Raw genomic sequence first — 23,160 nt, forward strand, 5'->3', positions numbered from 1 at the left:
GAGGCAGATGAATTTGATAATATTGACTAATAGAGTTTATTTTGGTTTTTGTCAAAAATGTACGTTTTGTTCATATTCCGTTCATGCACATCCGTTATAGTATAAACAGTGATATAGGAGGAAAACATATGCCGAATAAACAACCAAAACCTAAAGGGAAATTCAGCTCATTTTTTTCATTAGTCAAAAAAACAAAACCATCGTACGGTATGCTGGCCTTCGCGCTGTCTCTCAGTATTGTGACAACGCTCGTCAGCCTGCTGATTCCGCTATTGACAAAGCAGCTCGTTGACGGCTTTTCCATGTCGTCGCTGTCAGGCGTGCAAATCGGAATTATCGCAGCCGTGTTTATCGTACAGGCCGCATTAAGCGCCTACGCCACCTACGCCCTGAACTACAGCGGCCAGAAAATCATCTCGGGACTGCGTGATTTGTTGTGGCAGAAATTAATTAAATTGCCCGTCTCTTATTTTGACAAAAACGCCACGGGAGAAACGATCAGCCGTGTCACCAATGACACAATGGTGGTAAAAGAGCTGATCACAAACAATATCAGCGGATTTATTACCGGAATCATTTCCGTTATCGGATCACTGACGATCTTATTTTTCATGAACTGGAAGCTGACATTGCTCGTGCTGATCGTCGTGCCGCTGGCTGCGGTGATTTTAGTGCCGATCGGCCGGAAAATGTTTAAAATTTCTCGGGAAACACAGGATGAAACGGCGAGATTCACCGGATTATTAAACCACATCCTCCCGGAAATCAGGCTTGTAAAAGCCTCAAACGCTGAAGAAGCGGAATACGGACGCGGAAAAGCAGGCATTATGGCGCTCTTTAAACTCGGGTTGCGTGAAGCGAAGGTGCAGTCGCTCGTAGGCCCGCTTATTACACTTGTATTAATGGCGGCGCTGGTCGCTGTCATCGGATACGGCGGGATGCAGGTGTCATCCGGTGAATTGACAGCCGGCGCACTCGTTGCCTTTATTCTGTATTTGTTTCAGATCATTATGCCGATGGGCCAGATCACTTCATTTTTCACACAGCTTCAAAAATCCGTCGGCGCAACGGAGCGGATGATTCATATTCTTGCAGAAAAAGAAGAAGATATCCAAACCGGAAAAGCCATTGAAAACGCGGATCAGCCGATTAAGCTTGAACAAGTCTCATTCGGCTACAAAACAGATCAAACCATCTTAAAAGACATTACGGCTACGATTGAGGCCGGCAAAGTCACCGCGATCGTCGGACCGAGCGGCGGCGGAAAAACAACGTTATTTAAGCTGCTTGAACGATTCTACAATCCGACTGCGGGCAGCATCCTGCTCGGAAATGAACCGATTGATGCGTATTCCCTTGAGTCATGGCGGGAGCATATCGGCTACGTGTCGCAAGAAAGCCCGTTAATGTCAGGCACCATCCGCGACAATATCTGCTACGGATTAAAACGCGAGGTGACTGATGAGGAACTGAGGCAAGCGGCTGACATGGCCTACGCCCTGCAATTTATTGAAGACTTACCGAAGAAATTTGAAACCGAGGTCGGTGAGCGGGGAATTATGCTGTCAGGCGGACAGCGCCAGCGCATCGCTATTGCCAGAGCGCTCCTTCGCAACCCGAGCATTCTGATGCTTGATGAAGCGACATCAAGTCTGGACAGCCAATCTGAAAAATGGGTGCAGCAGGCGCTGGAAGTTCTAATGGAAGGCCGCACCACCATCGTGATCGCCCACCGTTTATCCACGGTTGTGGATGCAGATCAGCTTCTCTTTGTCGAACAGGGTGAAATCACCGGACGGGGCACACACCATGAATTAATGGCATCCCATTCGCTGTACCGCGATTTTGCGGAGCAGCAGCTGAAGCTGAATGCCGACTTAGAAAACAAAGCTGTGTAAAGCAAGACTTTATGAATAAAAGCAGCTGAAAAAGCTGCTTTTTATTTTGTAGACGGAGTTCTGTTCATAGAAAGCGGAGGTTAAATCATGAAAAAACGCACAAAGATTTTTTATTGTCACGCGGCCGTACTGCTCGTATTCATGACTGCCGGGTGTACGGGCGGTAACGATGATGAGCCAGGCCATTCTTCAAGTCCGGCCGGGGGAAGCAGCATCAACAAGGCTGAAACAGCATCAGCGGCAGAAAAAAACGAACCCGTAAACAAAGATTCACATCACGTCTCTGCGGACAAAAGCGAACCGGATAACATGTCGACAGATTATTCTCCTCTGCAAATTGAATATGCCCGCATCTGGCTGCAGCTTGGGGAAAATCAGCAGATAGATGAATTGAACGTTCGCCGCATTCCGGCCGGAGCACTCGTCAACCCTGACGATCACACGAGCGCCCGCTATCCGGAAGATGTTACGCAGTTAGCAGGCTCCCGGTTAATCGATGGGTCAGTCACTTACAGCAGCAACGGCGACGGCACCATTCAGGTATACAATGTTCCTTTGCGCTGGGAGTCTCGTGAAGATACTGATCAAGGCGTAATGAAAGAAGTGACGGAAGAGATGATCCGCCATACAAAAAAAGTGTCTGTTGATACAGGAGACAATGAAAAAATAAGACGGTTAATAGACATCATGTCGATTCATTAAAAGAAGACAGGCAAAAAAGCAGAAGGAGGGATTTTCATGGCTGTCATATTGGTTGCGGATGACGACCGCCATATCCGTGAGCTTGTCCGCCTTATGATGGAGCAGAGCGGTTTTGACGTCGCAGAAGCGGAAGACGGGGAAGCGGCGGTGCGGCTGATCGAATCCGCACCTATAGATCTCATCATACTGGATGTGATGATGCCGAAAATGGACGGGTTTGAAGTCAGTGAAGCCGTCCGCAGCTTTACGGACATTCCGATTTTGATGCTGACGGCAAAAGGCGAAACGCTGGACAAAGTGCAAGGTTTTACTTCCGGAGCGGATGATTATCTCGTCAAACCGTTTGAGCCGCTTGAGCTGGAAGCAAGGGTCAAAGCATTGCTGAAACGGTACCGGATCACCGCTGAAAAACTGCTGACCATCGGAACGGTCACATTAGATAAGCAATCCCGCACCGTAACGCGCGGCGGCGGAGCGGGATTGACACTGCCCCGGCGTGAATTTGAGCTTTTATTTAAGCTCGCCGGTTATCCGAATAAGACGTTTTCAAGAGAACAATTAATAGAAGATATTTGGGGCTTTGATTATGAAGGTGACGAGCGGACCGTTGATGTGCATATTAAAAGGCTGAGAGAACGGTTTCCGGAAAAAGACTATCCGTTTGCCATCCATACGGTTCGGGGGCTCGGGTATCGGTTTGTGGTGACAGGATGAAACGGATCTTCAGAACGGCTGGGAAAATCATCATCCTTCTCACCGTCACCGCAATCTTATGGCTGGCGGCTCACCTGATCGTTCAGGGATTCGGTCTCATATGGCCGATTTTGCTTGTGCCGTACGCCGAGCAGATTCTGACGCTTTGGCTTGTTTTCGGCCTGCTGTTTGTAACGATGTTTATTTTTTCAAAGTCAGCACGTGAAAGACATCATGCGATCTGGGATTCGCTGACCGCCACGATCAAGCAAATGTCGAGCGGCAACTTCACAGCGGCCGCTTCCCGGAAAATGGAGAAGATTGAGCGGAACCACCCCGTGACGAAATTGGCTGATGAACTGTCGACACTCGCCGCGGAACTGAGTGAAATGGAAAAGCTGAAACAAGAATTTATTTCGAACGTTTCCCATGAAATCCAAACCCCGCTCACTTCATTAAAGGGCTACGCGCATCTTCTGAAAAAACCGGATTTATCATATGAGGAGCGGGGGCGCTACTTACACATCATCGAAACAGAAACAGAACGATTATCAAAAATCAGTGAAAATCTGCTGAAGCTCACTGCGCTTGAACGCCAAACCGAACCGATACAAAAAAAACCGTTCCGCATTGACAAACAGCTGCGGCGCACCATATTGACCTGTGAGCCTGAATGGTCCGCCAAACAGATTGAGTTTCTCATTGATTTACAGGAGTCGTATGTGTACGGAGATGAAGCGCTGCTCAGCCAAGTATGGATGAATCTGATTCACAATGCCGTAAAATTTACCGGTGAAGGCGGCCGCATTTCCGTTAAAATTGCAGATCTGCCGGGAGCGGCGGCTGTCGAAATCGCCGACGACGGAATCGGAATGGAGCCTGAACAGGCGGAGCGTGTATTTGAACGGTTTTATAAAGCGGACAAGGCGAGAAACGAAGGGGGAAGCGGGCTCGGCCTGTCCATCGCCCAAAAAATCGCAGAGCTGCACGGCGGTTCGATAGAGGTTGAGAGCAAGCGCGGCGAAGGAACCCTTTTCCGCGTCATTCTTCCAGCCGATCCTCATGAGAAAAACAGCTAAAATCTGGTCGAACCAGCCAGTAAAAAACGAAGCCGATCCTGTCTTTTGAACTATTGAGGCGAAACCGTTTTATGGTATACTACTGACGGTAATACGTATAAAACGGAGGATATTTGTGGGAAAACACACTTCTGAACAGAAAAAGCACGCGCAAATTGTCCAGCTGCTTCAGGATGGACAATATTTTTTTCATAAAGGCTTAAAAGCATATAAAGAGCGGAATTTAAAACGGGCCAGCAAACTGATTCAGCGGGCCGTCCACCTCGAGCCGAATGATTCCGAAATGCTGTCCCGGCTGGCCGTCATTTATTCTGAAATGGGCCACTACCAGCAGTCAAATGAGCTGTTCGACTTTATTTTGGTAAACCTGAAAGAAGAAATGCCCGAGTGTCATTATTTTAAAGCGAATAATTTCGCGCATTTGGGGCTCTTTCAGGAAGCATACAAAGAAGCGGCGGCTTATTCAGATGCCGATCCGGACGGGGAATTCAGCGAAGAGATTGAAAATCTGATGGAGCTTTTGGATTTCGGCGAAGCGGGTGAAGACGAATCGCTCTATGACCAGGATGAGCTGCTGATCAGGCAGGACCGGGCAAAAACGCTTCTTGAGAGCGGCCAGCTTCATGAAGCGGTTGTCATGCTTGAAGAGATTACGGCCGATTACCCCGAGCTTTGGTCTGCATACAACAACCTGGCGCTCGCTTACTTTTACTCAGGCAATGTCACAAAAGCGAAACAAACGGTATTCGAAGTGCTTGAGAAAAATGAAGGCAATCTCCATGCCCTGTGCAACCTCCTTGTATTCTGCTATTACGAGAGGGAAGATGAAAAAGTCGGAGAATTGAGCGAAAGGCTCGCTAATGTGTATCCGATTTTATTCGAACAGCGCTATAAGCTGGGGGCGACGCTTGCGCTTGTCGGCAGACATGATCTCGGTTATAAATGGCTCCGTTCTCTTTACAAAAGCGGGTTCGAAGGCGACGACACGTTTTATTACTGGCTTGCCGCCTCAGCCTACGGGACAGGCCGCACAGAATTTGCGGAAACCATTTGGAAAAAGGCAGAAGCCGAATTTCCCGAATCAGACCGGCCCGCGCCTTGGGCGGAGCGGCAGGAACCGCTGCCTGCTTCACTTGAACAGCGGCTTGCCGCCTATTATATCAGCAGCGCTGAAGGAGAGCGGAACCAGCTTGAAAAAGTTCTGACGGCAAAACGCGCCGTTTCACCGTTTGAACAAGATTTCGTCAGACTGCTGCTTTCCGGTGAAAAAGGCGCTTCAGGCGTTTCCGGTGATGCGCTGTTCACGTATCGGACGGTCAAGCTTCTGGAGAAAGCGGAAGCCGACAGTTTAAAAACTGACGTCATGAGCTGCTGGGTTTTTCACGTCATTCAGCACATCCGCGCCGCCGCTGCCGTACAGAATGAGCGGGCGTGGGCCGCAGCCATCGCATATGTATGGAAAGAAGCAAACGGCGAAAAAACGACGAAAAAAGAAACGGCCGCCGTTTACGGTATAACGCCGGCAACACTTTCGAAATACATCAGACAAATAGATGATATATTAGAATAAAACCGATTCTTTCTATATAAAGAGTCGGTTCTTTTTTTATCAGAAAGGGGCAAAACAGAACTTTACCGCCGAAAAAAGAGGTATTCATACGTATTTTTTTGCTTTTTGAATCGAAATCGGGCTGTAATCACCGTTTATTTTGCAAAATATGAGATTTGCAATCACATTGAAATATAACTGTAATAAAAATTGTCGAAACATGATGGTATAATGAGTCTCGTACATAAGAGATTAGTTTATTTTACATGTGCTGTATAATCTATACCAATTTAAAAGATTTAAAGATTCATACATAAAAATCATCAGCCTCACGGGTATGTGAGGGAGCGTAACTTTGATGTTCATAATAGAATTCCAAATGAGAACAGGTTTAAAGTAAAAGGGAGGAAAGAAAAAGTGAAAAAGAGTTTATTAACACTTGGTTTGGCTTCCGTCATCGGGACAAGCAGTTTTTTGATCCCGTTTACAAAAACTGCATCGGCGGAAACATTAGACAGCAAAAAAGCGAAAATTGAAAGCAAACAATCTGAGGTGGCTTCAAGCCTTGAAGCAAAAGAAAGAGAATTGTCTAAGCTTCAGGACAAGCAGGCTAAGATTGAAAAAGAACTGAAAGACATTAACGCTAAAGCGTTGGATACAAGCAATAAAATCGAAGATAAAAAAGCTGAAAACGAAAAAACGAAAAAGCAGATCGCTGATTTGAAAAAAGAAATCAAAGAAACAGAAGCGCGTATTGAAAAACGCAATGAAATCCTGAAAAAACGCGTTCGTTCTTTACAGGAAAACGGCGGTTCTCAAGGATACATAGATGTTCTTTTAGGGGCGACAAGCTTCGGAGACTTCATTTCCCGTGCGACTGCGGTATCTTCTATCGTTGATGCGGATAAAGAGCTGATCAAACAGCAGGAGCAGGATAAAGCGAAACTCGAAGACGCAGAAGCTGAACTTAACGTGAAGCTGAAAAAAGTTCAAGATGATCTTGCGAAACTCGAGTCTATGCAAAAAGACCTGAATAAACAGCTTGATCAGAAAGACAAGCTTTTTGACGAAGCGAAAAACGGACAGAAAAAAGCGGCTTCCGCTATCTCTGATCTGAAAAAAGAAGCATCAAAGCTTGCAAACGAAAAAGCTGACACTGAAAAAGAACAGAAGCGCATTAAAGCTGAGCAGGCTGCAGCGGCTGCCCTGATCAAAAAACAGGAAGAAGCGCAAAAAGCTTCTGAAGACCAAAACCAAAAAGATGACAGCCAGCCGGCACCGGCGGTTAAAACTGTGAAAAAAGCGGCTGTTTCAACATCATCTGATTCATCTGACAGCTCAAGCAAACCGAAGAGCACTTCAGGCGGATCATCTCATAACAGCGGCGGTTCAGATGATTCTGACGGCGGATCTGTTATTTCAAATTCAGGCGGTATTGAAGGCGCGATCAGCGTAGGTTCAAGCCTTGTGGGTCAATCCCCGTACAAATTCGGCGGCGGACGCACTCAATCTGATATTAACAACCGTATTTTTGACTGCTCTTCATTCGTACGCTGGGCTTATGCTAACGCAGGCGTTAACCTCGGACCTGCAAGCGGCACAAACACAGATACATTAATCGGAAGAGGTAAAGCAGTAAGCGCGTCTGACATGAAACGCGGAGACTTAGTATTCTTCAATACGTATAAAACAAACGGCCACGTCGGCATCTACTTAGGTAACGGAACGTTCCTGAACGATAATACATCACACGGTGTATCCATTGATTCTATGAGCAACCCTTACTGGAAGAAAGCATTCAACGGCAATGTAAGACGTGTCGTGCAATAATGAATAAGACAAGGGCCTTCTATCCCGGAAGGCTCTTTCTTTATTTGTATACCCGCTCAGGAGCCGACTAATCATGGTTTCTCAGAAAAATGAGCAAAAAAATAGCGAATTGCCCTCAGATTTAATAGGATATGGGTAAGGAATACGATTGATGGGGATTCTTATCCATATAGGGTGCGCCCCATTTCGAAAAGGAGTGAATCATGGTGTCAGAAGAAAAAATTTATGATGTGATCATTATCGGCGCGGGTCCGGCGGGGATGACCGCTGCTGTTTACACATCACGAGCGAACTTATCCACATTAATGATCGAAAGAGGAATTCCGGGCGGCCAGATGGCCAACACGGAGGATGTTGAAAACTATCCGGGTTTTGAAAGCATTCTCGGGCCTGAACTTTCTAATAAAATGTTTGAACATGCGAAAAAATTCGGTGCGGAATATGCGTACGGCGATATTAAAGAAATCGTTGACGGCAAAGAATATAAAACGGTCAAAGCCGGTTCAAAAGAATATAAAGCGCGCGCCATCGTCATTTCTGCCGGAGCGGAATACAAAAAGATCGGCGTTCCCGGCGAAAAAGAACTGGGCGGCCGCGGCGTATCGTACTGCGCGGTTTGTGACGGCGCGTTCTTTAAAAATAAAGAGCTTGTCGTTGTCGGCGGCGGAGACTCCGCCGTTGAAGAAGGCGTCTATCTGACACGCTTCGCTTCAAAAGTCACCATCGTTCACAGACGTGACAAATTGCGGGCGCAAAGCATTCTTCAGGCGCGTGCTTTTGACAATGAGAAAATTGACTTCAAATGGAACAAAACCGTAAAAGAAATCCATGAGGAAAACGGAAAAGTCGGCAGACTTACTCTTGTGGATACCGTGACGGGAGAAGAGGAAGAATTCAAAGCTGACGGCGTCTTTATTTATATCGGTATGCTTCCGCTTTCTAAACCATTCGAAAACTTGGGCATCACAAATGAAGAAGGCTACATTGAAACAAACGCTCAAATGGAGACAAAAGTTCCGGGCATTTTCGCCGCGGGAGACATCCGTGAAAAAACGCTCCGCCAGATCGTAACGGCGACAGGCGACGGAAGTATTGCGGCTCAAAGTGTTCAGCATTATGTGGAAGAGCTTGAGGAAACGCTCAAAACCGTTAAATAATCACTGTAATGTTCAGTTTTTGAATCGTTACTGTGTTTTAATTACGCTGTAACACGGGTGAAATACTGATGTTTTAAGATGAATGTAGTAATTGACCCCCTTTTTAATGAATACACTTTGGCACGGATTCCAGTATCCGTGCCCTTTTTTTGCGATTTTCTGTTTTCTGTCAAATAAAAGAAAAGGATGTCGGTGTCTCTGCATTGTGAGAGACATGCCGAAACGGTATAATGAAGAGACGATGATTTGTTGAGAAGGTTAGGTGACGTACTTGTGCAAAGAGTGACAAATTGTGTGCTGCAGACAGATGATCAGGTTCTCCTTCTCCAAAAGCCGAGACGGGGCTGGTGGGTCGCGCCCGGCGGGAAGATGGAAAGCGGCGAGTCCGTCAGAGATTCCGTCATCAGAGAGTACAGAGAAGAGACGGGCATTTATATACTGAATCCGCAGTTAAAAGGCGTGTTTACCTTTATTATTAAGGAACAGGAACAAATCGTGTCAGAGTGGATGATGTTTACTTTCGTCGCCGATTCCTACACGGGGCGGAATGTCGCTGAATCAGAGGAAGGCGTTCTGAAGTGGCATGACGTAAAAGATATCCACAGCCTTCCGATGGCCCCCGGAGACGGGCATATCCTTGATTTTATGATCAAGGGCCAAGGGCTTTTGCACGGCACCTTTACGTATACGCCGGACTTCGAGCTGCTCAGCTATCGTTTAGATCCGCAGCTTATCAAATAAAAGAAAGACCGCAGGGGGGAGAAAGATGAGTATGAATGAAAACCATGATATTCAGCTCGTCATCATTACGGGAATGTCTGGAGCGGGGAAAACCGTCGCCATTCAAAGCTTTGAGGATCTCGGCTATTTTTGCGTCGACAATCTGCCGCCTTCCTTGCTGCCGAAATTTTTGGAGCTGATGAAAGAATCAAGTTCAAAAATGAGCAAGGTCGCGCTTGTCATGGATCTGCGGGGACGTGAGTTTTTTGACAGGCTGATTGAGGCGCTGGATGAAATGGCGGAAAATCCGTGGATTACACCGCGCATTCTCTTTTTAGACGCTAAGGATTCCATCCTTGTGACGAGATACAAAGAAACGAGGCGTTCTCACCCGCTGGCCGCTACCGGGCTTCCTCTCGAAGGAATCGCGCTGGAACGCCAGCTGCTTGAAGAATTGAAAGGGCGCTCTCAGCTGATTTATGACACATCGGATATGAAACCGCGTGATCTGCGTGAAAAAATCGTGGCGCATTTCGCCACGAACCAAGGTGAAACATTTACAGTGAACGTAATGTCATTCGGGTTCAAATACGGGCTTCCGATAGATGCCGACCTCGTGTTTGATGTAAGGTTTCTGCCGAATCCGTTCTACATTGAAAGCATGAGGCCGCTTACGGGGAAAGATGAGGAAGTGTCATCCTATGTGATGAAGTGGAACGAAACACAAAAGTTTATTGAAAAGCTTGTTGATCTGCTCGGCTTTATGCTTCCGTCTTATAAGCGGGAAGGTAAAAGCCAGCTTGTCATCGCGATCGGCTGTACGGGCGGCCAGCACCGCTCCGTCACGCTCGCTGAGTATTTGGCTGACTATTTTAAAAAAGATTTCTATACTCATGTCACTCACCGGGACATTGAAAAGAGAAGCCGGAAATGAATAAGAAGCCGAAAATCGCAATCTTCGGCGGCGGAACGGGTCTGTCCGTGCTGCTTCGGGGGTTAAAGCATAAGCCCGTTGATATTACAGCGATTGTGACAGTTGCTGATGACGGCGGAAGTTCAGGCCGTCTGCGGGATGAACTTCAAATTCCGCCGCCGGGTGACATCCGTAACGTACTGGCCGCTTTGTCAGATGTTGAGCCGCTCGTTGAAAATCTGTTTCAGCACCGTTTCAACAAAGGAAGCGACTTAACCGGACATTCGCTCGGCAATTTGATTTTGGCAGCGATGACAAATATAACCGGTGATTTCTTTCACGCTGTCACCGAAATGAGCAAGGTGCTGAATGTCCGCGGCAGAGTGCTGCCGGCTGCTAACACCAGTGTCGTTCTTCACGCTGAAATGGAGGACGGGCAGGTCGTCTCCGGAGAATCGACAATCCCTTCTTACGGCCAGCGGATTAAACGGGTGTTTCTTACGCCTGAAAAAATTGATCCGCTCCCGGAAACGATTGACGTCATCCGTCAGGCCGATTTAATCATTATCGGTCCGGGAAGCCTGTACACAAGCATTCTTCCGAATCTGCTCGTGCCGAAAATCGGAGAAGAAGTCGTCAAGGCTGCGGCCAAAAAAGTATATATATGCAACGTCATGACACAGCCCGGCGAGACGCTGCAATACAGCGCGGCCGACCATGTCAAGGCGCTGAACGATCATATGGAGCAGCCGTTTATCGACACGATCTTAATCAACAATGAGGAGATCCCTGACGAAATCAAAAGCAAATATGCGAAAGAGCTGGCCCGGCCCGTCGACTTCAATATTGAAAAGCTGAAATCCATGGGGCTTGAGGTCATCAGGGATCAGATTATCACGTATAAAAATGGCGTAATCCGTCACGATACACATAAAGTGGCTTCTCTTCTTGTCGATTTATTAAGGGACTAGAGGCCTTTTGAAATGAGGTGGCTAATATGTCATTTGCATCGGAAACAAAAAAAGAACTGACGAATCTGGAAGTGAAGGACTGCTGCGCCAAGGCGGAGCTGTCCGCGCTGATTCGGATGAACGGTTCCCTGTCATTTTCAAACCGCCATCTCGTGCTTGACGTTCAAACCGAAAATGCGGCGATTGCCCGCCGCATTTATACATTGCTGAAGAAACAATATGATGTATCGGTCGAACTGTTAGTCAGAAAAAAAATGCGGCTGAAAAAAAATAATGTTTATATTGTGCGCTTTTCTGAAAATGCAAAGCTGATTTTAGAGGAATTGAAAATCCTCGGAGAGAACTTTGTATTTGAACGGAATATTTCTGAGGAACTGGTGGCGAAACGCTGCTGCAAACGTTCTTATATGAGAGGGGCGTTTTTGGCGGGGGGATCTGTGAATAATCCCGAAACCTCGTCGTACCACTTGGAAATCTTCTCGCTTTATAAGGAACATAATGATTCATTATGCGCGCTGCTGAATGAATTTCATCTGAACAGCAAAACGCTTGAACGGAAAAAAGGCTATATTACGTATTTAAAAGAGGCGGAAAAAATCACTGAATTTCTGAATGTCATCGGCGCTCACAATTCACTGCTGCGTTTTGAAGATGTGCGGATTGTCAGAGATATGAGAAACTCAGTGAACCGCCTCGTCAATTGTGAAACAGCAAACTTAAACAAAACCATCGGTGCTTCGCTCAGACAGGTGGAAAATATTAAATACATTGATGAACGGATCGGTCTTGAAGCGCTGCCGGAAAAGCTTCGCGAAATTGCGCAGCTGCGGATTGATTATCAGGAGGTCACGCTGAAAGAACTGGGGGAAATGGTTGCAAGCGGGAGAATCAGCAAATCCGGCATCAATCACAGGCTGAGAAAGCTCGATGAAATCGCAGAACAGCTGCGTACAGGACAAAGCATCACTTTGAAATAACCGTACAGAAAAGGGGAGATCTTATGGTTCAGGAGAAAGTGGAAGTGCGTTTAAAGACGGGTTTGCAGGCGCGTCCCGCTGCATTGTTTGTACAGGAGGCAAATCGCTTTGCATCAGATGTGTTTCTTGAGAAAAACGGCAAGAAAGTGAATGCCAAAAGCATTATGGGATTAATGAGCCTGGCGGTCAGCACGGGGACGGAAGTCACTCTGATCGCTGAAGGCGATGATGAAAAGGAAGCGCTGGAAAAGTTGTCCGCTTATGTGCAGGAAGAAGTGTAAACACTTTGTAAGGGGGACGGAAAGATGAATGAGTTTCTGAAAGATTGTTATCAAACGATAGGCTGGGAAAAGGATTCCCTCGATTTCAGCAACCTGCCGGAGTTTTTAAAGGCGCTCGCGTATCGGTTTCCGTTTGAAAATCGCGCGGTTTTGTCCAAAAAAGAATATGACGTCACGAAAGAAGGACTGTGGCGGCACATGGTGAAGGAACCTCATGGCGGCCTTTGTTATGACTTGAACGGACTGCTTTATTTCATCCTGAAAGATGCCGGATTTGATGTCAAATTGATCCGCGGAACGGTCTGGAAAAACGGCTGGGCGCTGCCCGGCACACATGCGGCCGTACTTCTTTCCGCCGGAGGGAATGAGTACATCGCTGATGCAGGCTTCGGCCTCAATCTCGCCATGCAGCCTGTGCCGATGTCGGGAGACGAGACGGTATCAGCGGCCGGAGCGTTCCGCGTGAGGATAGAAGAGACGGAATTCGGGACATACCTGCTTGAAATGAACAAAGGGGACGGCTGGCAGACAGGTTACGCATTTTCGCTTGAAGAAATCGATGAAAAGGACCTCAAGTCTATGAAACAAACAATCTTTGAACATGAACGCTCTCCTTTCAACAAACGCCTGCTTGCTTCAAAGCGGACACCGGAAGGGCACATGGTTCTGTCTGAACGCAATATAACAATAAAAAAACACGATGGCACGGCGGAAAACAGCAGAATAGACCGGTCAGAGTTTGAAGAAAAATTTACTGCTCATTTTATATGAAGCTCGCAGGTTCTCTGCAAAAAAAACGGCCTCCGCAGGGAAGCCGTTTTTTGTATGTGTTTATCTCATTTTTGTAAAGGTTTTATAATGATCTGTCGTCTTATAAATCAGCCAGTCGCTTGAGTAAAGAATCCGGTCTGAATTTCTGAAGCCTGATGTATAGTTAATATCCGCTTCACGCCACGTCCGTCCGCTTTTGGCAGGGAGTTTGCCTTCCCTGTTTGAGAAGATGTCTCCGCCGATGCTTTTCCCCGGAGCGACGTCTGCAAGATTCCCCTTTGATGCAACCCAGCCGAGGGCCTGTGCTTCTGACTTTGTAATGTAATTATCAGGAAGCTTATGATAGGTCTGAAGATAATCCGCAACCCCGTCAAACGTGTTGATAACCTGTGCTTCAGTGTGCGCCTTGTGAGAAGATGTATCCGTCTTGGCAGCCGTGGAAAACAGCATCCCCGCCGCGGAGAACAGCACCAGCAAACAAACGGAAATCCACGATAATCGTTTTTTCAAAGCAATACCTCCCATTTTTATCATGTGAAGCTGATTCCTTTTCATTGTATCAGCATCGAGAGAAAGGAATAGAAAGAATTTAAAAACAGTACTTTTGATCTAGCAAAAAAATAAACCCCGGCTGAAACGGCCGGGATTTTTCATCTCATTGAAATTCCTTCGTGAGGTTTTTCGGCGTTTTTCCGTATACGGCGTCAATCATGTTTTGTGCGGCTTGCTTGAACATATTCAAGCGGATTTTTGCCGTTGCTGACCCGATATGCGGAAGCAATGTGACGTTTTCCAGCTGCAGGAGCGGATTGTCTTCGGCGATCGGCTCTTTTTCAAACACATCTAAACCGGCGCCTTTTATCCAGCCCTCCTGCAATGCGCGGATGAGCGCTTTCTCATCAACCGTCTTTCCCCGGGAAATATTGACGAAACATGCCGTATCTTTCATCAATTTAAATTCCCGCTCTCCCATCATATGATACGTTTCGTCAGTAAGCGGCGTAATTAACAGCACAAAGTCTGATGTTTTCAGCAGTGTATCTAAGTCGGCATATGTAACCCCGAGTTCCTTCTCAGCGTCCGGTTTTCTGCTGCGGTTATAATACAGCACGTCCATGTCGAAGCCGAATTTTGCCCGTTTGGCAGCTTGTTCACCGATTCTGCCCATGCCGATAATTCCTAATGTCTGATGGTGGACATCCATACCGAAAAGAGATTCTTCCTCAACGGTTCCCCATTTGCCGGCGCGGACGAATCGATCCAATTCGGCAACCCGTCTGGCGGAAGACAGAATTAATGAAAAAGCCAGATCAGCGACAGTGTCATCTAAGGTGTACGGTGTATGAGTGCCGACAACCCCGCGTCTTTTCATTTCTTCAATATGAAAATTATCATAGCCGACTGAATTATTGCTGACGACCTTCAGCTTCGGCGCGTGATCCAGTAAATCACTGTCAATCGCCGTTCCGGATGTCAGCAGCCCTTCAGCATCTTTCATTTTTTCGTACAGTTCCTCTTTTGGAATGGTATCTTCTTTCCAGATGTCATATCGGCAATGCTCGCCTATCATTTGTTCGACTTCCGGCGGTATCGGTTTCGCGATGAATACATAGGGTTTCAACGGGCTTCTCCTCCTTTGTCTTTCTTCTCTATTTTATTATATAAGAGAAGCGGTAACGTGAGAAATATTCAAACGCATTACGATAAATTTCTGGTTCTTTTGAACTTAAAATGAAAGGAAAAGAAATGTACATGCTTGATTTCTCCAAACAATAACAGAATCCGCCTATATTTCTGAAGGCAAAATGAGCGGAACCGCTGTTTTCAAAAGCTTTATAGGTTGGTGTAAAGATAAATTTTATTATTTTTGAAAGATATAAATGAACATATTCTGAATTTACAGTCAAATTATCGTGTCTTTTGTTGAAAGCGCTTTTGAGGCCTTTTTCTGTGCTATAATTCCTTACTGTAAGCTGGGTAAGAAGGCTTGCAATACAATCGGATGGGAGATGAATAGAAAAATGGTTTCTTTATCAAGCATTTTGGAGCACAACCAGCAGTTTGTCCAAGAAAGGAAATATGAACCTTACCAAACGACAAAATTCCCGAAAAAAAAGCTTGTCATCGTATCCTGTATGGATACAAGGCTGACGGAGCTTCTGCCGCAGGCGATGGGACTCAGAAACGGCGATGCCAAAATCATAAAAAACGCGGGAGCCATTGTTTCTCACCCATTTGGAAGTGTCATGCGGAGCATTTTGGTTGCCGTTTATGAACTGCAGGCAGAGGAAGTCTGCATCATAGGTCACCGCGAGTGCGGAATGTCGGGATTAAATGCGGCTTCCATATTAAATAAAGCGAAAGAGCGCGGCGTGGAGGACAAATGTCTCAGCCTTCTGCAGCATGCGGGAGTCGATTTGGAAACATGGCTGACCGGTTTTCACAGCGTCGAAGAAAGCGTGGCCCACAGCGTGAATATGGTCAGGCATCATCCGCTCTTGCCTGAAGAGGTGCCGGTGCACGGGCTGGTGATCGATCCGGGGACGGGGACGCTGGATGTAGTCGTTGACGGTTATGAAACAGTCAAAGGAGGATGCAGTTGACGATGCAATTTACCGGCAGATATCAGGGATACAATTTGCAGAAATTTCAGAAAGACCTAATCGCGGGAATTGTGGTCGGAATTGTAGCGATTCCACTGGGAATGGCCTTTGCCATCGCCTCGGGGGTCGGCCCGGAATACGGGCTTTACACCGTTATTGTGGCCGGAATTCTGATTTCGCTGTTGGGCGGCTCTAAATATCAGATCGGCGGGCCTACGGGGGCGTTTGTTCCCATTTTATTTGCCATTGTGATGCAGTATGGTTTTGAGAATTTACTTGTAGCCGGTTTTATGGCAGGCGTCATGCTCGTCCTGTTTGGCGTATTTAAGCTCGGAAAGATTATGAAATTCGTGCCGAAGCCGGTGATCGTCGGATTTACGGCCGGGATCGCGGTGCTGATTTTCTCGGAGCAGATTGCCCATTTTCTCGGTCTGCGCGATATCCAAAAGCATGAAAGCTTTATCCTCAACATTGCGGAAATAGGCAAGAAGATCGGAACCTTTAATTTGTACAGCATCCTCATCGCGGGAATTGCTTTGGCCATTTTGCTGTTATCAACCAGGCTGATGCCGAAGATTCCGGGCGCGCTTGTGGCGCTGCTTGTCTCTACAGCCGCAGCGGTCATGTTTTTTCCTGACAAAATGGCGACAATCGGTTCTGCTTACGGGGAGATTCCGCGGCAGCTCCCGGCTTTTCAGCTTCCGGATTTCTCAATCGATAACATGGTGATGATGTTCCCGTCTGCTTTGATCATTGCGCTTCTCGGCGGTCTTGAATCCATATTATCGGCGATGGTCGCGGACAATATGAAAGGATCACGGCATGACAGCAATAGGGAGCTTGTCGGGCAGGGCATCGCCAATATGGCAGCGCCGCTTTTCGGCGGCATACCGGCAACGGGAGCGATTGCGCGGACCGCAACAAATATTAAAAACGGCGCAGTTTCTCCGATTTCCGGTGTTGTCCACGGAGTCACCGTCCTCCTCGTCCTGCTCGTCTTCGCCCCGCTTGCCGTTCATGTACCGCTGGCAAGCATGGCGCCGGTGTTGATGGTTGTGGCTTGGAACATGAGTGAGCGGAGGGAAGTCGCCAATATGATGCGGCTGAAAAACACTGATTCATTCGTACTGGCGGCAACCTTTTTACTGACGGTTCTGTTTGATTTAATCATCGGCGTTTCTGCCGGTCTCGTGCTCGCTTTTGTTTTCTTTATCAGAAAAATGAGCGAATCAACAAGCATCAAAACACCGCATGCCGCTGTCAAATCGGTTAAAAATGATTCGTCCGTCAGCACATATTCCATTGAGGGGCCGCTGTTTTTCGGTTCAATTGATTCACTGGAATCATCGCTGCTGGAGAGGCTTCAGGAAAAGCCGAAGACGCTTATTCTGCTGATGAATAATGTACATTACATGGACACCTCCGCAGAAGCGGTGCTGGGGAATGTGATGAACCGGATCAAACGGCATAACGGGAGATTGATGATCGTCGGATTGCAATCACAGCCGAGAGAGCTGATCCGGAAGACAGGGCTGTTTCATAAAATCGGGAAACAGCATTTCTTTGAGCATCAGGACGAGATAACGGGATAAATTCAGATACGGCCTGTCCATGAAAAAGCGGACAGGCCGTGTTTTTATTCGGTTTCAAAGCGCTTGATCAGTTTTTCCTGATGGGCTTTCATCGCATCTTCTAACGTGATTCCGTACTTATCGGCAAGGATGGCCAGATTTCCGAGGACGTCACCCATTTCTTCAATCAGCTCCTGCCTGCGTTCAGCCTGGGTCGCGTCCTTTTCATCCGGCCGGTCTCTGCCGATTTCATATGCTCTTACCGCCCGGGCGAGCTCACCCGCCTCTTCCATTAAAAAGCCGATTCTGATAAATGGCCCGTACGCCGTCCATCCTCGTTTTTCGTAAAAATCTTTCGTCCATCGTTCTGCTTCAGCCATCTGCATGTGAAACACTCCTTATGTCCTGTATGATTCTTATTGATATTATCATATAGAGATGGGACAATATATAGTGTATTTTGATTTATTGATGTACATATATAGATGTGGAGATGAAAAAATGAAAACCATTTGTGTATTTGCGGGGTCAAACCCGGGGGTAAATGAAGAGTACAAACGCAAAGCGGCCGAACTGGGTGAATATATGGCGGAGCAGGGAATCGGCCTTGTTTACGGCGGTTCACGGGTCGGTCTGATGGGAACCGTCGCCGATGCGTTAATGGCAGGCGGCGGAAAAGCTGTCGGCGTCATGCCGAGCGGGCTGTTCAGCGGAGAGGTTGTTCATCAGAATCTGACGGAGCTGATTGAAGTCAGCGGCATGCATGAGCGGAAAGCGAAAATGAGTGAACTTGCCGATGGGTACATTGCCATGCCCGGCGGTTTCGGAACATATGAAGAGTTATTTGAAGTGCTGTGCTGGGCGCAAATCGGCATTCATCAAAAACCGATCGGACTGTACAATGTGAACGGGTATTTTGAGCCGATGATGAAGATGGTCAAGTACAGCATTCAGGAAGGATTTTCGAATGAGTCTCATTTAAAACTGATACACAGTTCCTCCCGGCCGGATGAGCTGATTGAGCAGATGAACAATTACTCGTACCCGATCCTTCAGAAAAAATGGACGGAAATATAAAAAAAGAGCCATCTGACATGTGTGTGAGTGCCGGGCGGACTTCATGAAAATCGAGTGTATTTGACAATGTGAGATTTCCTTAGGGAAATCTTTTTTTATGTCCAGATTACCATCGTAGTATAATTTAACTAATTCGGATTGGCTATCTAAGCAAAAGCGGAAGGAGACGGAAAATGGCGACGTTGTCAGATGTGGCTAAGAGAGCGAATGTTTCGAAAATGACGGTGTCACGTGTGATTAATCACCCTGATACGGTAACAGATGAACTGAAAAAGCTCGTTCATTCCGCAATGAAAGAGCTGAATTACATCCCTAATTATGCGGCAAGAGCGCTTGTGCAAAACAGAACACAGGTTGTCAAATTGCTGATTCTTGAGGAAATGGATACGACCGAACCCTATTACATGAACTTGCTGACCGGAATCAGCCGGGAGCTGGATCGCCATCATTATGCTTTGCAGCTTGTGACAAGAAATTCACTCAATATCGGGCAATGCGACGGCATTATTGCCACCGGCTTGAGAAAGGCCGATTTTGAATTTGTCATCAAAGCTTTTGAAAAGCCGTTAGTCGTATTTGGAGAAAATGAAATGGGCTATGATTTCGTCGATGTGAATAACGAAAAAGGGACTTTTATGGCAACCCGCCATGTCATGGGGCTGGGGGAGCGTGAGGTTGTCTTTTTCGGCATTGATTTGGATGAGCCATTCGAACGCTCAAGAGAACAGGGGTATATTCGGGCGATGAAAGAGAGCTGCAGAGAAACGAAGCTGTTTCGGATCGCTAACAGTTCAAAAAAAAGCGAAAGCCTGGCAAGAGAAGTTTTGAAAACGCTCGGCCGGCAAGCCGCGTTTGTCTGCGCCACCGACCGAATCGCGCTCGGGGTCATTCGTGCGGTGCAGTCACTCGGAAAACGAATTCCCGAAGATGTGGCCGTTACTGGAAATGACGGTGTTTTTCTTGACCGCATTTCCTCCCCGCGGCTGACTACGGTCAGACAGCCGGTTGTGGAAATGGGAGAGGCCTGTGCGAAAATGCTGCTGAAAAAAATGAATGAAGGCGGCGCAGCTCAAGGTCATTTGTTTTTTGAACCGGAGTTAATTGTGCGGGAATCAACTTTGTGAAAGCTTAATTCTGTTATCGGTAACAAGAGAAAAACGATTGCTTCTCCCGATTTTATCATGCTACCTTCAAAGCATAAGCCAGCCTATAAAAAGGGGGAAACATGATGGAATATGCCGCAATACATCATCAGCCGTTCAGTGCTGATGCTTATTCTTATGACGGGCGGACGGTGCATATCAAAATCCGGACGAAAAAAGGTGATGCTGATCAGATTCGATTGGTTTGGGGCGATCCTTATGAATACAGCGGCGGCAGATGGTCGGCAGCCGAGCAGCCAATGAGAAAAACAGCCGCAACCCAAAACCATGATTATTGGTTTGCTGAAGTGTCGCCGCCATTCAGGCGTTTGCAATATGCATTTATTGTCTCAGACCAGCATGAAAACATCTTTTTCGGAGCGTCAGGGGTCTGTCCTGTAAATAAAAAAACGCTGGAAACGATTCATTATTATTTTAAGCTTCCGTTTGTTCATGAGGCGGATACATTTCAAGCGCCTGAATGGGCGAAATCAACGGTTTGGTATCAAATTTTTCCGGAACGTTTTGCGAATGGAAGAGAAGACCTGTCACCGGAAGCTGCACTGCCTTGGGGGAGCAAGGACCCGGACGTTAATGATTTTTTTGGCGGAGATTTGCAGGGGATTATCGACAAGCTCGATTATTTAGAAGAATTAGGGGTGAACGGAATTTATTTAACTCCGATCTTCTCCTCTCCATCCAACCATAAATATGACACGCTGGATTACTATTCCATCGATCCGCATTTTGGGGATCGGGAGCTTTTCCGGACATTGGTCAGCCGGCTTCATGAGCGGGGAATGAAAATTATGCTTGATGCTGTTTTTAATCATATAGGCAGCGCTTCTCCGCAATGGCAGGATGTTGTAAAACACGGGGCCCGGTCCCGCTACAAAGACTGGTTCCATATTCACTCTTTTCCTGTGAAAGAAGACAATTATGACAGGTTTGCGTTTACGCCTGATATGCCGAAGCTGAATACGGCTAATCCGGAAGTACAGAGGTATTTGTTTGAGATTGCTTTGTACTGGATTCGTGAATTTGACATTGACGGCTGGCGTTTAGATGTGGCAAATGAAGTGGATCACGCTTTTTGGAAGGCATTCAGGCAGGCGGTAACGGCAGAGAAGCCCGATCTTTATATTTTGGGAGAGATATGGCATTCCTCCGAACCTTGGCTCAGAGGAGATGAGTTTCACGCTGTGATGAATTATCCTTTCACAGAGCCGATGATTGCTTATTTTGCTGACCGGGAGATTTCTGCTTCATCCATGGCCTATCGATTAAACGCGCACTTGATGAATGGGATGCGGCAGGCCAACGAGGTGATGTTTAATTTACTGGACAGCCATGATACAGAACGTCTTCTGACAAGGTGCGGAAATGATGAGAAAACAGCCCGTGCTCTGCTGGCCTTTATGTTTGCTCAGACAGGAGCGCCCTGCATCTACTACGGAACGGAAATCGGTCTGGACGGCGGGAGAGATCCATTATGCCGGAAGTGTATGGTTTGGGAAAAGGAAAAGCAAAACCAGGAAATGCTCAGCTTTATGAAACGCTTAATCACCTTACGCAAAAAAGAAAACGCTTTATTGACGTACGGAAGTCTTGAGTGGCATCTGCTTGATGATCAAAACGATTGTATCAGTTTTTCGAGGGTTTTCAATGGCAGGCAATTGATTTTCTATTTTAATCAGGGGAACCTGGCCTGGGATGTCCGTTTGCAAGATTTTAATATGGAGAGAAGCAGAAAAGTTTACGATGCGTGGACGGATCAGATCCTTCAACATGATGCCGCTATTGCTGTTCAGCCGGGAGAATTTTTGATTTTGAGTGCTGACGCCCCTGTCTGAATTCTGTTATCGGTAACAGGCTGAAAGGCTTTGAAACCGCTTTCTCTAACAGAGTAGAATTGTAATAGATTCATAATAAAAGGGGGAAAAGATATGGCGGGGTTCGTCAAAAAGGGATTGGCTTTATTGACGGCATCAGTTTTGGCATTCTGTCTCGGCGCCTGTTCAAATTCAAAGGAATCGGCCGGCGCTGACGGCAAAAAGGTACTGACCGTGTCCGTTGAAGAAACCTATAAAAAATATATTGAAAGCATTAAAGGAGAGTTTGAAAAAGAGAATAACGTCACAGTCAACATTGCAGAAAAGCAAATGTTCGATCAGCTGGAGGCGCTTCCTTTGGACGGCCCGGCCGGCAATGCGCCTGACGTTATGCTTGCCGCATACGACCGGATCGGCAGTTTGGCGCAGCAAGGCCATTTGCTTGATCTAAAACCTGCTGATACAAAAAGCTTTGGAGATAAAGAGATGCAGCAGGTAACGGTTAACGGAAAGGTGTATGGAATGCCGCTGGTGATTGAGACGCTTGTTCTGTATTACAACAAAGATCTTATAAAAAAAGCGCCGGCAACATTTAAAGACCTTGAAACATTAACAGAGGATCCCCGGTTTTCATTTGCTTCTGAAAAAGGAAAGTCAACGGGATTTTTAGCAAAGTGGACTGACTTTTATATGTCGTACGGTTTGCTGTCCGGTTACGGCGGATATGTATTCGGGAAAAACGGCACAGATCCCGGGGATATCGGCCTGAACAATAAAGGGGCTGCAGAAGCGGTGAAATATGCGGAGAAATGGTTTAAAACGTATTGGCCAAAAGGCATGCAGGATAACTCAAGCGCAGACGATTTTATTCAGCAAATGTTTTTAGATAAGAAAGCGGCTGCAATCATCGGCGGGCCTTGGTCGGCTGCCAATTTTCAAGAGGCCGGCCTGAACTATGGCGCCGCTCCTATTCCGACATTGCCAAACGGAAAAGAATATGCTCCGTTTGCGGGCGGCAAAGGCTGGGTTGCTTCAAAATATACAAAGGAACCCGAGCTGGCTGAAAAATGGCTTGAGTATGCAACAAATGATGCCAATGCTTACGCCTTTTATGAGAAGACAAATGAAGTTCCGGCCAACACAGCCGCAAGGAAGAAAGCGGGGGAGCAAAAAAATGAGCTGGCGTCAGCTGTTATTAAACAATATGAGTCAGCGGCACCTGCGCCGAATATTCCTGAAATGGCCGAGGTATGGACTGGCGCTGAAAGTTTAATATTTGATGCGGCTTCGGGGAAAAAAACAGCAAAAAAATCGGCGGATGATGCGGTAAACGTCATAAAAGAAAACATCAAAGAAAAATATGTGAAATAAAATCGGAGGGGAAGTGTCCGTAA

At 46.8% G+C, this 23,160-nt stretch carries 22 protein-coding genes; 19 read left to right on the forward strand and 3 right to left on the reverse strand.

Features of this window, described 5'->3' with window-relative positions; translation table 11 throughout:
- Window positions 1-128: 128 nt before the first annotated feature.
- From G9F75_RS12120 to G9F75_RS12180, 13 genes are all read left to right on the forward strand, one after another.
- On the forward strand, window positions 129-1,898 hold the full coding sequence (locus G9F75_RS12120; RefSeq protein WP_007407428.1) for an ABC transporter ATP-binding protein: 1,770 nt from the start codon (window positions 129-131) through the stop codon (window positions 1,896-1,898).
- An 87-nt stretch (window positions 1,899-1,985) separates the two neighbouring features.
- Window positions 1,986-2,600 carry a hypothetical protein gene (locus tag G9F75_RS12125; RefSeq protein ID WP_103526603.1) on the forward strand — a complete coding sequence of 205 codons (615 nt, stop codon included), beginning with the start codon at window positions 1,986-1,988 and terminating at the stop codon, window positions 2,598-2,600.
- A gap of 36 nt (window positions 2,601-2,636) precedes the next feature.
- Window positions 2,637-3,314: a response regulator transcription factor gene (locus tag G9F75_RS12130; RefSeq protein ID WP_012118540.1), complete on the forward strand. Its 678-nt coding sequence runs from the start codon at window positions 2,637-2,639 to the stop codon at window positions 3,312-3,314.
- Entirely contained in the window at window positions 3,311-4,372 is a 1,062-nt protein-coding gene (locus tag G9F75_RS12135) for a sensor histidine kinase (protein WP_022553845.1), read from the forward strand. Before G9F75_RS12130 ends, G9F75_RS12135 begins: the two co-directional genes overlap by 4 nt.
- 115 nt (window positions 4,373-4,487) lie before the next feature.
- Window positions 4,488-5,942 carry a tetratricopeptide repeat protein gene (locus tag G9F75_RS12140; RefSeq protein ID WP_021495253.1) on the forward strand — a complete coding sequence of 485 codons (1,455 nt, stop codon included), beginning with the start codon at window positions 4,488-4,490 and terminating at the stop codon, window positions 5,940-5,942.
- A gap of 396 nt (window positions 5,943-6,338) precedes the next feature.
- Window positions 6,339-7,751 carry a peptidoglycan DL-endopeptidase CwlO gene (cwlO, locus tag G9F75_RS12145; protein ID WP_007407424.1) on the forward strand — a complete coding sequence of 471 codons (1,413 nt, stop codon included), beginning with the start codon at window positions 6,339-6,341 and terminating at the stop codon, window positions 7,749-7,751.
- Between the two features lie 206 nt (window positions 7,752-7,957).
- The gene (gene trxB, locus G9F75_RS12150) at window positions 7,958-8,908 is read left to right on the forward strand and encodes a thioredoxin-disulfide reductase (RefSeq protein WP_007407423.1); all 951 of its coding nucleotides are present in this window, start codon (window positions 7,958-7,960) and stop codon (window positions 8,906-8,908) included.
- 273 nt (window positions 8,909-9,181) lie between these two features.
- Window positions 9,182-9,649 (forward strand): 8-oxo-dGTP diphosphatase, encoded by a 468-nt coding sequence (locus tag G9F75_RS12155; protein ID WP_003151491.1) that lies wholly within the window; start codon window positions 9,182-9,184, stop codon window positions 9,647-9,649.
- 25 nt (window positions 9,650-9,674) lie between these two features.
- Window positions 9,675-10,562: an RNase adapter RapZ gene (gene rapZ / locus G9F75_RS12160; RefSeq protein WP_012118535.1), complete on the forward strand. Its 888-nt coding sequence runs from the start codon at window positions 9,675-9,677 to the stop codon at window positions 10,560-10,562.
- Window positions 10,559-11,512 (forward strand): gluconeogenesis factor YvcK family protein, encoded by a 954-nt coding sequence (locus G9F75_RS12165; RefSeq protein WP_014418964.1) that lies wholly within the window; start codon window positions 10,559-10,561, stop codon window positions 11,510-11,512. Before rapZ ends, G9F75_RS12165 begins: the two co-directional genes overlap by 4 nt.
- A gap of 26 nt (window positions 11,513-11,538) precedes the next feature.
- Complete coding sequence (gene whiA / locus G9F75_RS12170; RefSeq protein WP_014418963.1) at window positions 11,539-12,489, forward strand: DNA-binding protein WhiA; 951 nt, start codon at window positions 11,539-11,541, stop codon at window positions 12,487-12,489.
- Between the two features lie 23 nt (window positions 12,490-12,512).
- Window positions 12,513-12,770, forward strand: coding sequence for an HPr family phosphocarrier protein (locus G9F75_RS12175; protein WP_012118534.1), 258 nt, complete (start codon window positions 12,513-12,515; stop codon window positions 12,768-12,770).
- 24 nt (window positions 12,771-12,794) lie between these two features.
- Complete coding sequence (locus G9F75_RS12180) at window positions 12,795-13,541, forward strand: arylamine N-acetyltransferase family protein (RefSeq protein ID WP_007407420.1); 747 nt, start codon at window positions 12,795-12,797, stop codon at window positions 13,539-13,541.
- Between the two features lie 60 nt (window positions 13,542-13,601).
- Here the strand turns inward: G9F75_RS12180 and G9F75_RS12185 are convergent, their stop codons facing one another.
- Together G9F75_RS12185 and G9F75_RS12190 are read right to left on the reverse strand one after the other, a co-directional pair.
- Window positions 13,602-13,991, reverse strand: a complete 390-nt coding sequence (locus G9F75_RS12185; RefSeq protein WP_223204413.1) for a ribonuclease — start codon at window positions 13,989-13,991, stop codon at window positions 13,602-13,604.
- 205 nt (window positions 13,992-14,196) lie between these two features.
- Window positions 14,197-15,162: a 2-hydroxyacid dehydrogenase gene (locus tag G9F75_RS12190; RefSeq protein WP_014418962.1), complete on the reverse strand. Its 966-nt coding sequence runs from the start codon at window positions 15,160-15,162 to the stop codon at window positions 14,197-14,199.
- 400 nt (window positions 15,163-15,562) lie between these two features.
- Here G9F75_RS12190 and G9F75_RS12200 point away from each other — a divergent pair, with 400 nt between their 5' ends.
- Entirely contained in the window at window positions 15,563-16,144 is a 582-nt protein-coding gene (locus tag G9F75_RS12200; RefSeq protein WP_003151503.1) for a beta-class carbonic anhydrase, read from the forward strand.
- A gap of 2 nt (window positions 16,145-16,146) precedes the next feature.
- Window positions 16,147-17,736, forward strand: coding sequence for a SulP family inorganic anion transporter (locus G9F75_RS12205; RefSeq protein ID WP_031304545.1), 1,590 nt, complete (start codon window positions 16,147-16,149; stop codon window positions 17,734-17,736).
- A 44-nt stretch (window positions 17,737-17,780) separates the two neighbouring features.
- Here G9F75_RS12205 and G9F75_RS12210 read toward each other — a convergent pair whose 3' ends face one another.
- On the reverse strand, window positions 17,781-18,101 hold the full coding sequence (locus tag G9F75_RS12210; RefSeq protein ID WP_014418960.1) for a MazG nucleotide pyrophosphohydrolase domain-containing protein: 321 nt from the start codon (window positions 18,099-18,101) through the stop codon (window positions 17,781-17,783).
- 115 nt (window positions 18,102-18,216) lie between these two features.
- On the opposite strand from G9F75_RS12210, the gene G9F75_RS12215 reads away from it, so the two are divergent.
- The 4 genes from G9F75_RS12215 (at window position 18,217) to G9F75_RS12230 (ending at window position 23,137) form a co-directional block, all read left to right on the forward strand.
- Entirely contained in the window at window positions 18,217-18,792 is a 576-nt protein-coding gene (locus tag G9F75_RS12215; protein ID WP_014418959.1) for an LOG family protein, read from the forward strand.
- Between the two features lie 173 nt (window positions 18,793-18,965).
- A complete protein-coding gene (locus G9F75_RS12220) occupies window positions 18,966-19,916 on the forward strand; it encodes a LacI family DNA-binding transcriptional regulator (RefSeq protein WP_014418958.1) in 951 nt (316 codons plus the stop codon).
- 101 nt (window positions 19,917-20,017) lie between these two features.
- Entirely contained in the window at window positions 20,018-21,787 is a 1,770-nt protein-coding gene (locus G9F75_RS12225) for a glycoside hydrolase family 13 protein (RefSeq protein WP_072177057.1), read from the forward strand.
- A 93-nt stretch (window positions 21,788-21,880) separates the two neighbouring features.
- Complete coding sequence (locus G9F75_RS12230) at window positions 21,881-23,137, forward strand: extracellular solute-binding protein (protein ID WP_121984567.1); 1,257 nt, start codon at window positions 21,881-21,883, stop codon at window positions 23,135-23,137.
- Window positions 23,138-23,160 lie beyond the last annotated feature (23 nt).

This window comes from Bacillus sp. EKM208B (assembly GCF_011800725.1).
Lineage (GTDB): Bacteria > Bacillota > Bacilli > Bacillales > Bacillaceae > Bacillus > Bacillus velezensis.

Coding starts and splice junctions, on each gene's coding strand:
- G9F75_RS12120 (WP_007407428.1), top strand. CDS start 129: ATGCCGAATAAACAACCAAAACCTAAAGGGAAATTCAGCTCATTTTTT.
- G9F75_RS12125 (WP_103526603.1), top strand. CDS start 1,986: ATGAAAAAACGCACAAAGATTTTTTATTGTCACGCGGCCGTACTGCTC.
- G9F75_RS12130 (WP_012118540.1), top strand. CDS start 2,637: ATGGCTGTCATATTGGTTGCGGATGACGACCGCCATATCCGTGAGCTT.
- G9F75_RS12135 (WP_022553845.1), top strand. CDS start 3,311: ATGAAACGGATCTTCAGAACGGCTGGGAAAATCATCATCCTTCTCACC.
- rapZ (WP_012118535.1), top strand. CDS start 9,675: ATGAGTATGAATGAAAACCATGATATTCAGCTCGTCATCATTACGGGA.
- G9F75_RS12165 (WP_014418964.1), top strand. CDS start 10,559: ATGAATAAGAAGCCGAAAATCGCAATCTTCGGCGGCGGAACGGGTCTG.
- whiA (WP_014418963.1), top strand. CDS start 11,539: ATGTCATTTGCATCGGAAACAAAAAAAGAACTGACGAATCTGGAAGTG.
- G9F75_RS12175 (WP_012118534.1), top strand. CDS start 12,513: ATGGTTCAGGAGAAAGTGGAAGTGCGTTTAAAGACGGGTTTGCAGGCG.
- G9F75_RS12180 (WP_007407420.1), top strand. CDS start 12,795: ATGAATGAGTTTCTGAAAGATTGTTATCAAACGATAGGCTGGGAAAAG.
- G9F75_RS12185 (WP_223204413.1), bottom strand. CDS start 13,991: ATGCTGTTTTCCACGGCTGCCAAGACGGATACATCTTCTCACAAGGCG.
- G9F75_RS12200 (WP_003151503.1), top strand. CDS start 15,563: ATGGTTTCTTTATCAAGCATTTTGGAGCACAACCAGCAGTTTGTCCAA.
- G9F75_RS12205 (WP_031304545.1), top strand. CDS start 16,147: ATGCAATTTACCGGCAGATATCAGGGATACAATTTGCAGAAATTTCAG.
- G9F75_RS12210 (WP_014418960.1), bottom strand. CDS start 18,101: ATGCAGATGGCTGAAGCAGAACGATGGACGAAAGATTTTTACGAAAAA.
- G9F75_RS12215 (WP_014418959.1), top strand. CDS start 18,217: ATGAAAACCATTTGTGTATTTGCGGGGTCAAACCCGGGGGTAAATGAA.
- G9F75_RS12220 (WP_014418958.1), top strand. CDS start 18,966: ATGGCGACGTTGTCAGATGTGGCTAAGAGAGCGAATGTTTCGAAAATG.
- G9F75_RS12225 (WP_072177057.1), top strand. CDS start 20,018: ATGATGGAATATGCCGCAATACATCATCAGCCGTTCAGTGCTGATGCT.
- G9F75_RS12230 (WP_121984567.1), top strand. CDS start 21,881: ATGGCGGGGTTCGTCAAAAAGGGATTGGCTTTATTGACGGCATCAGTT.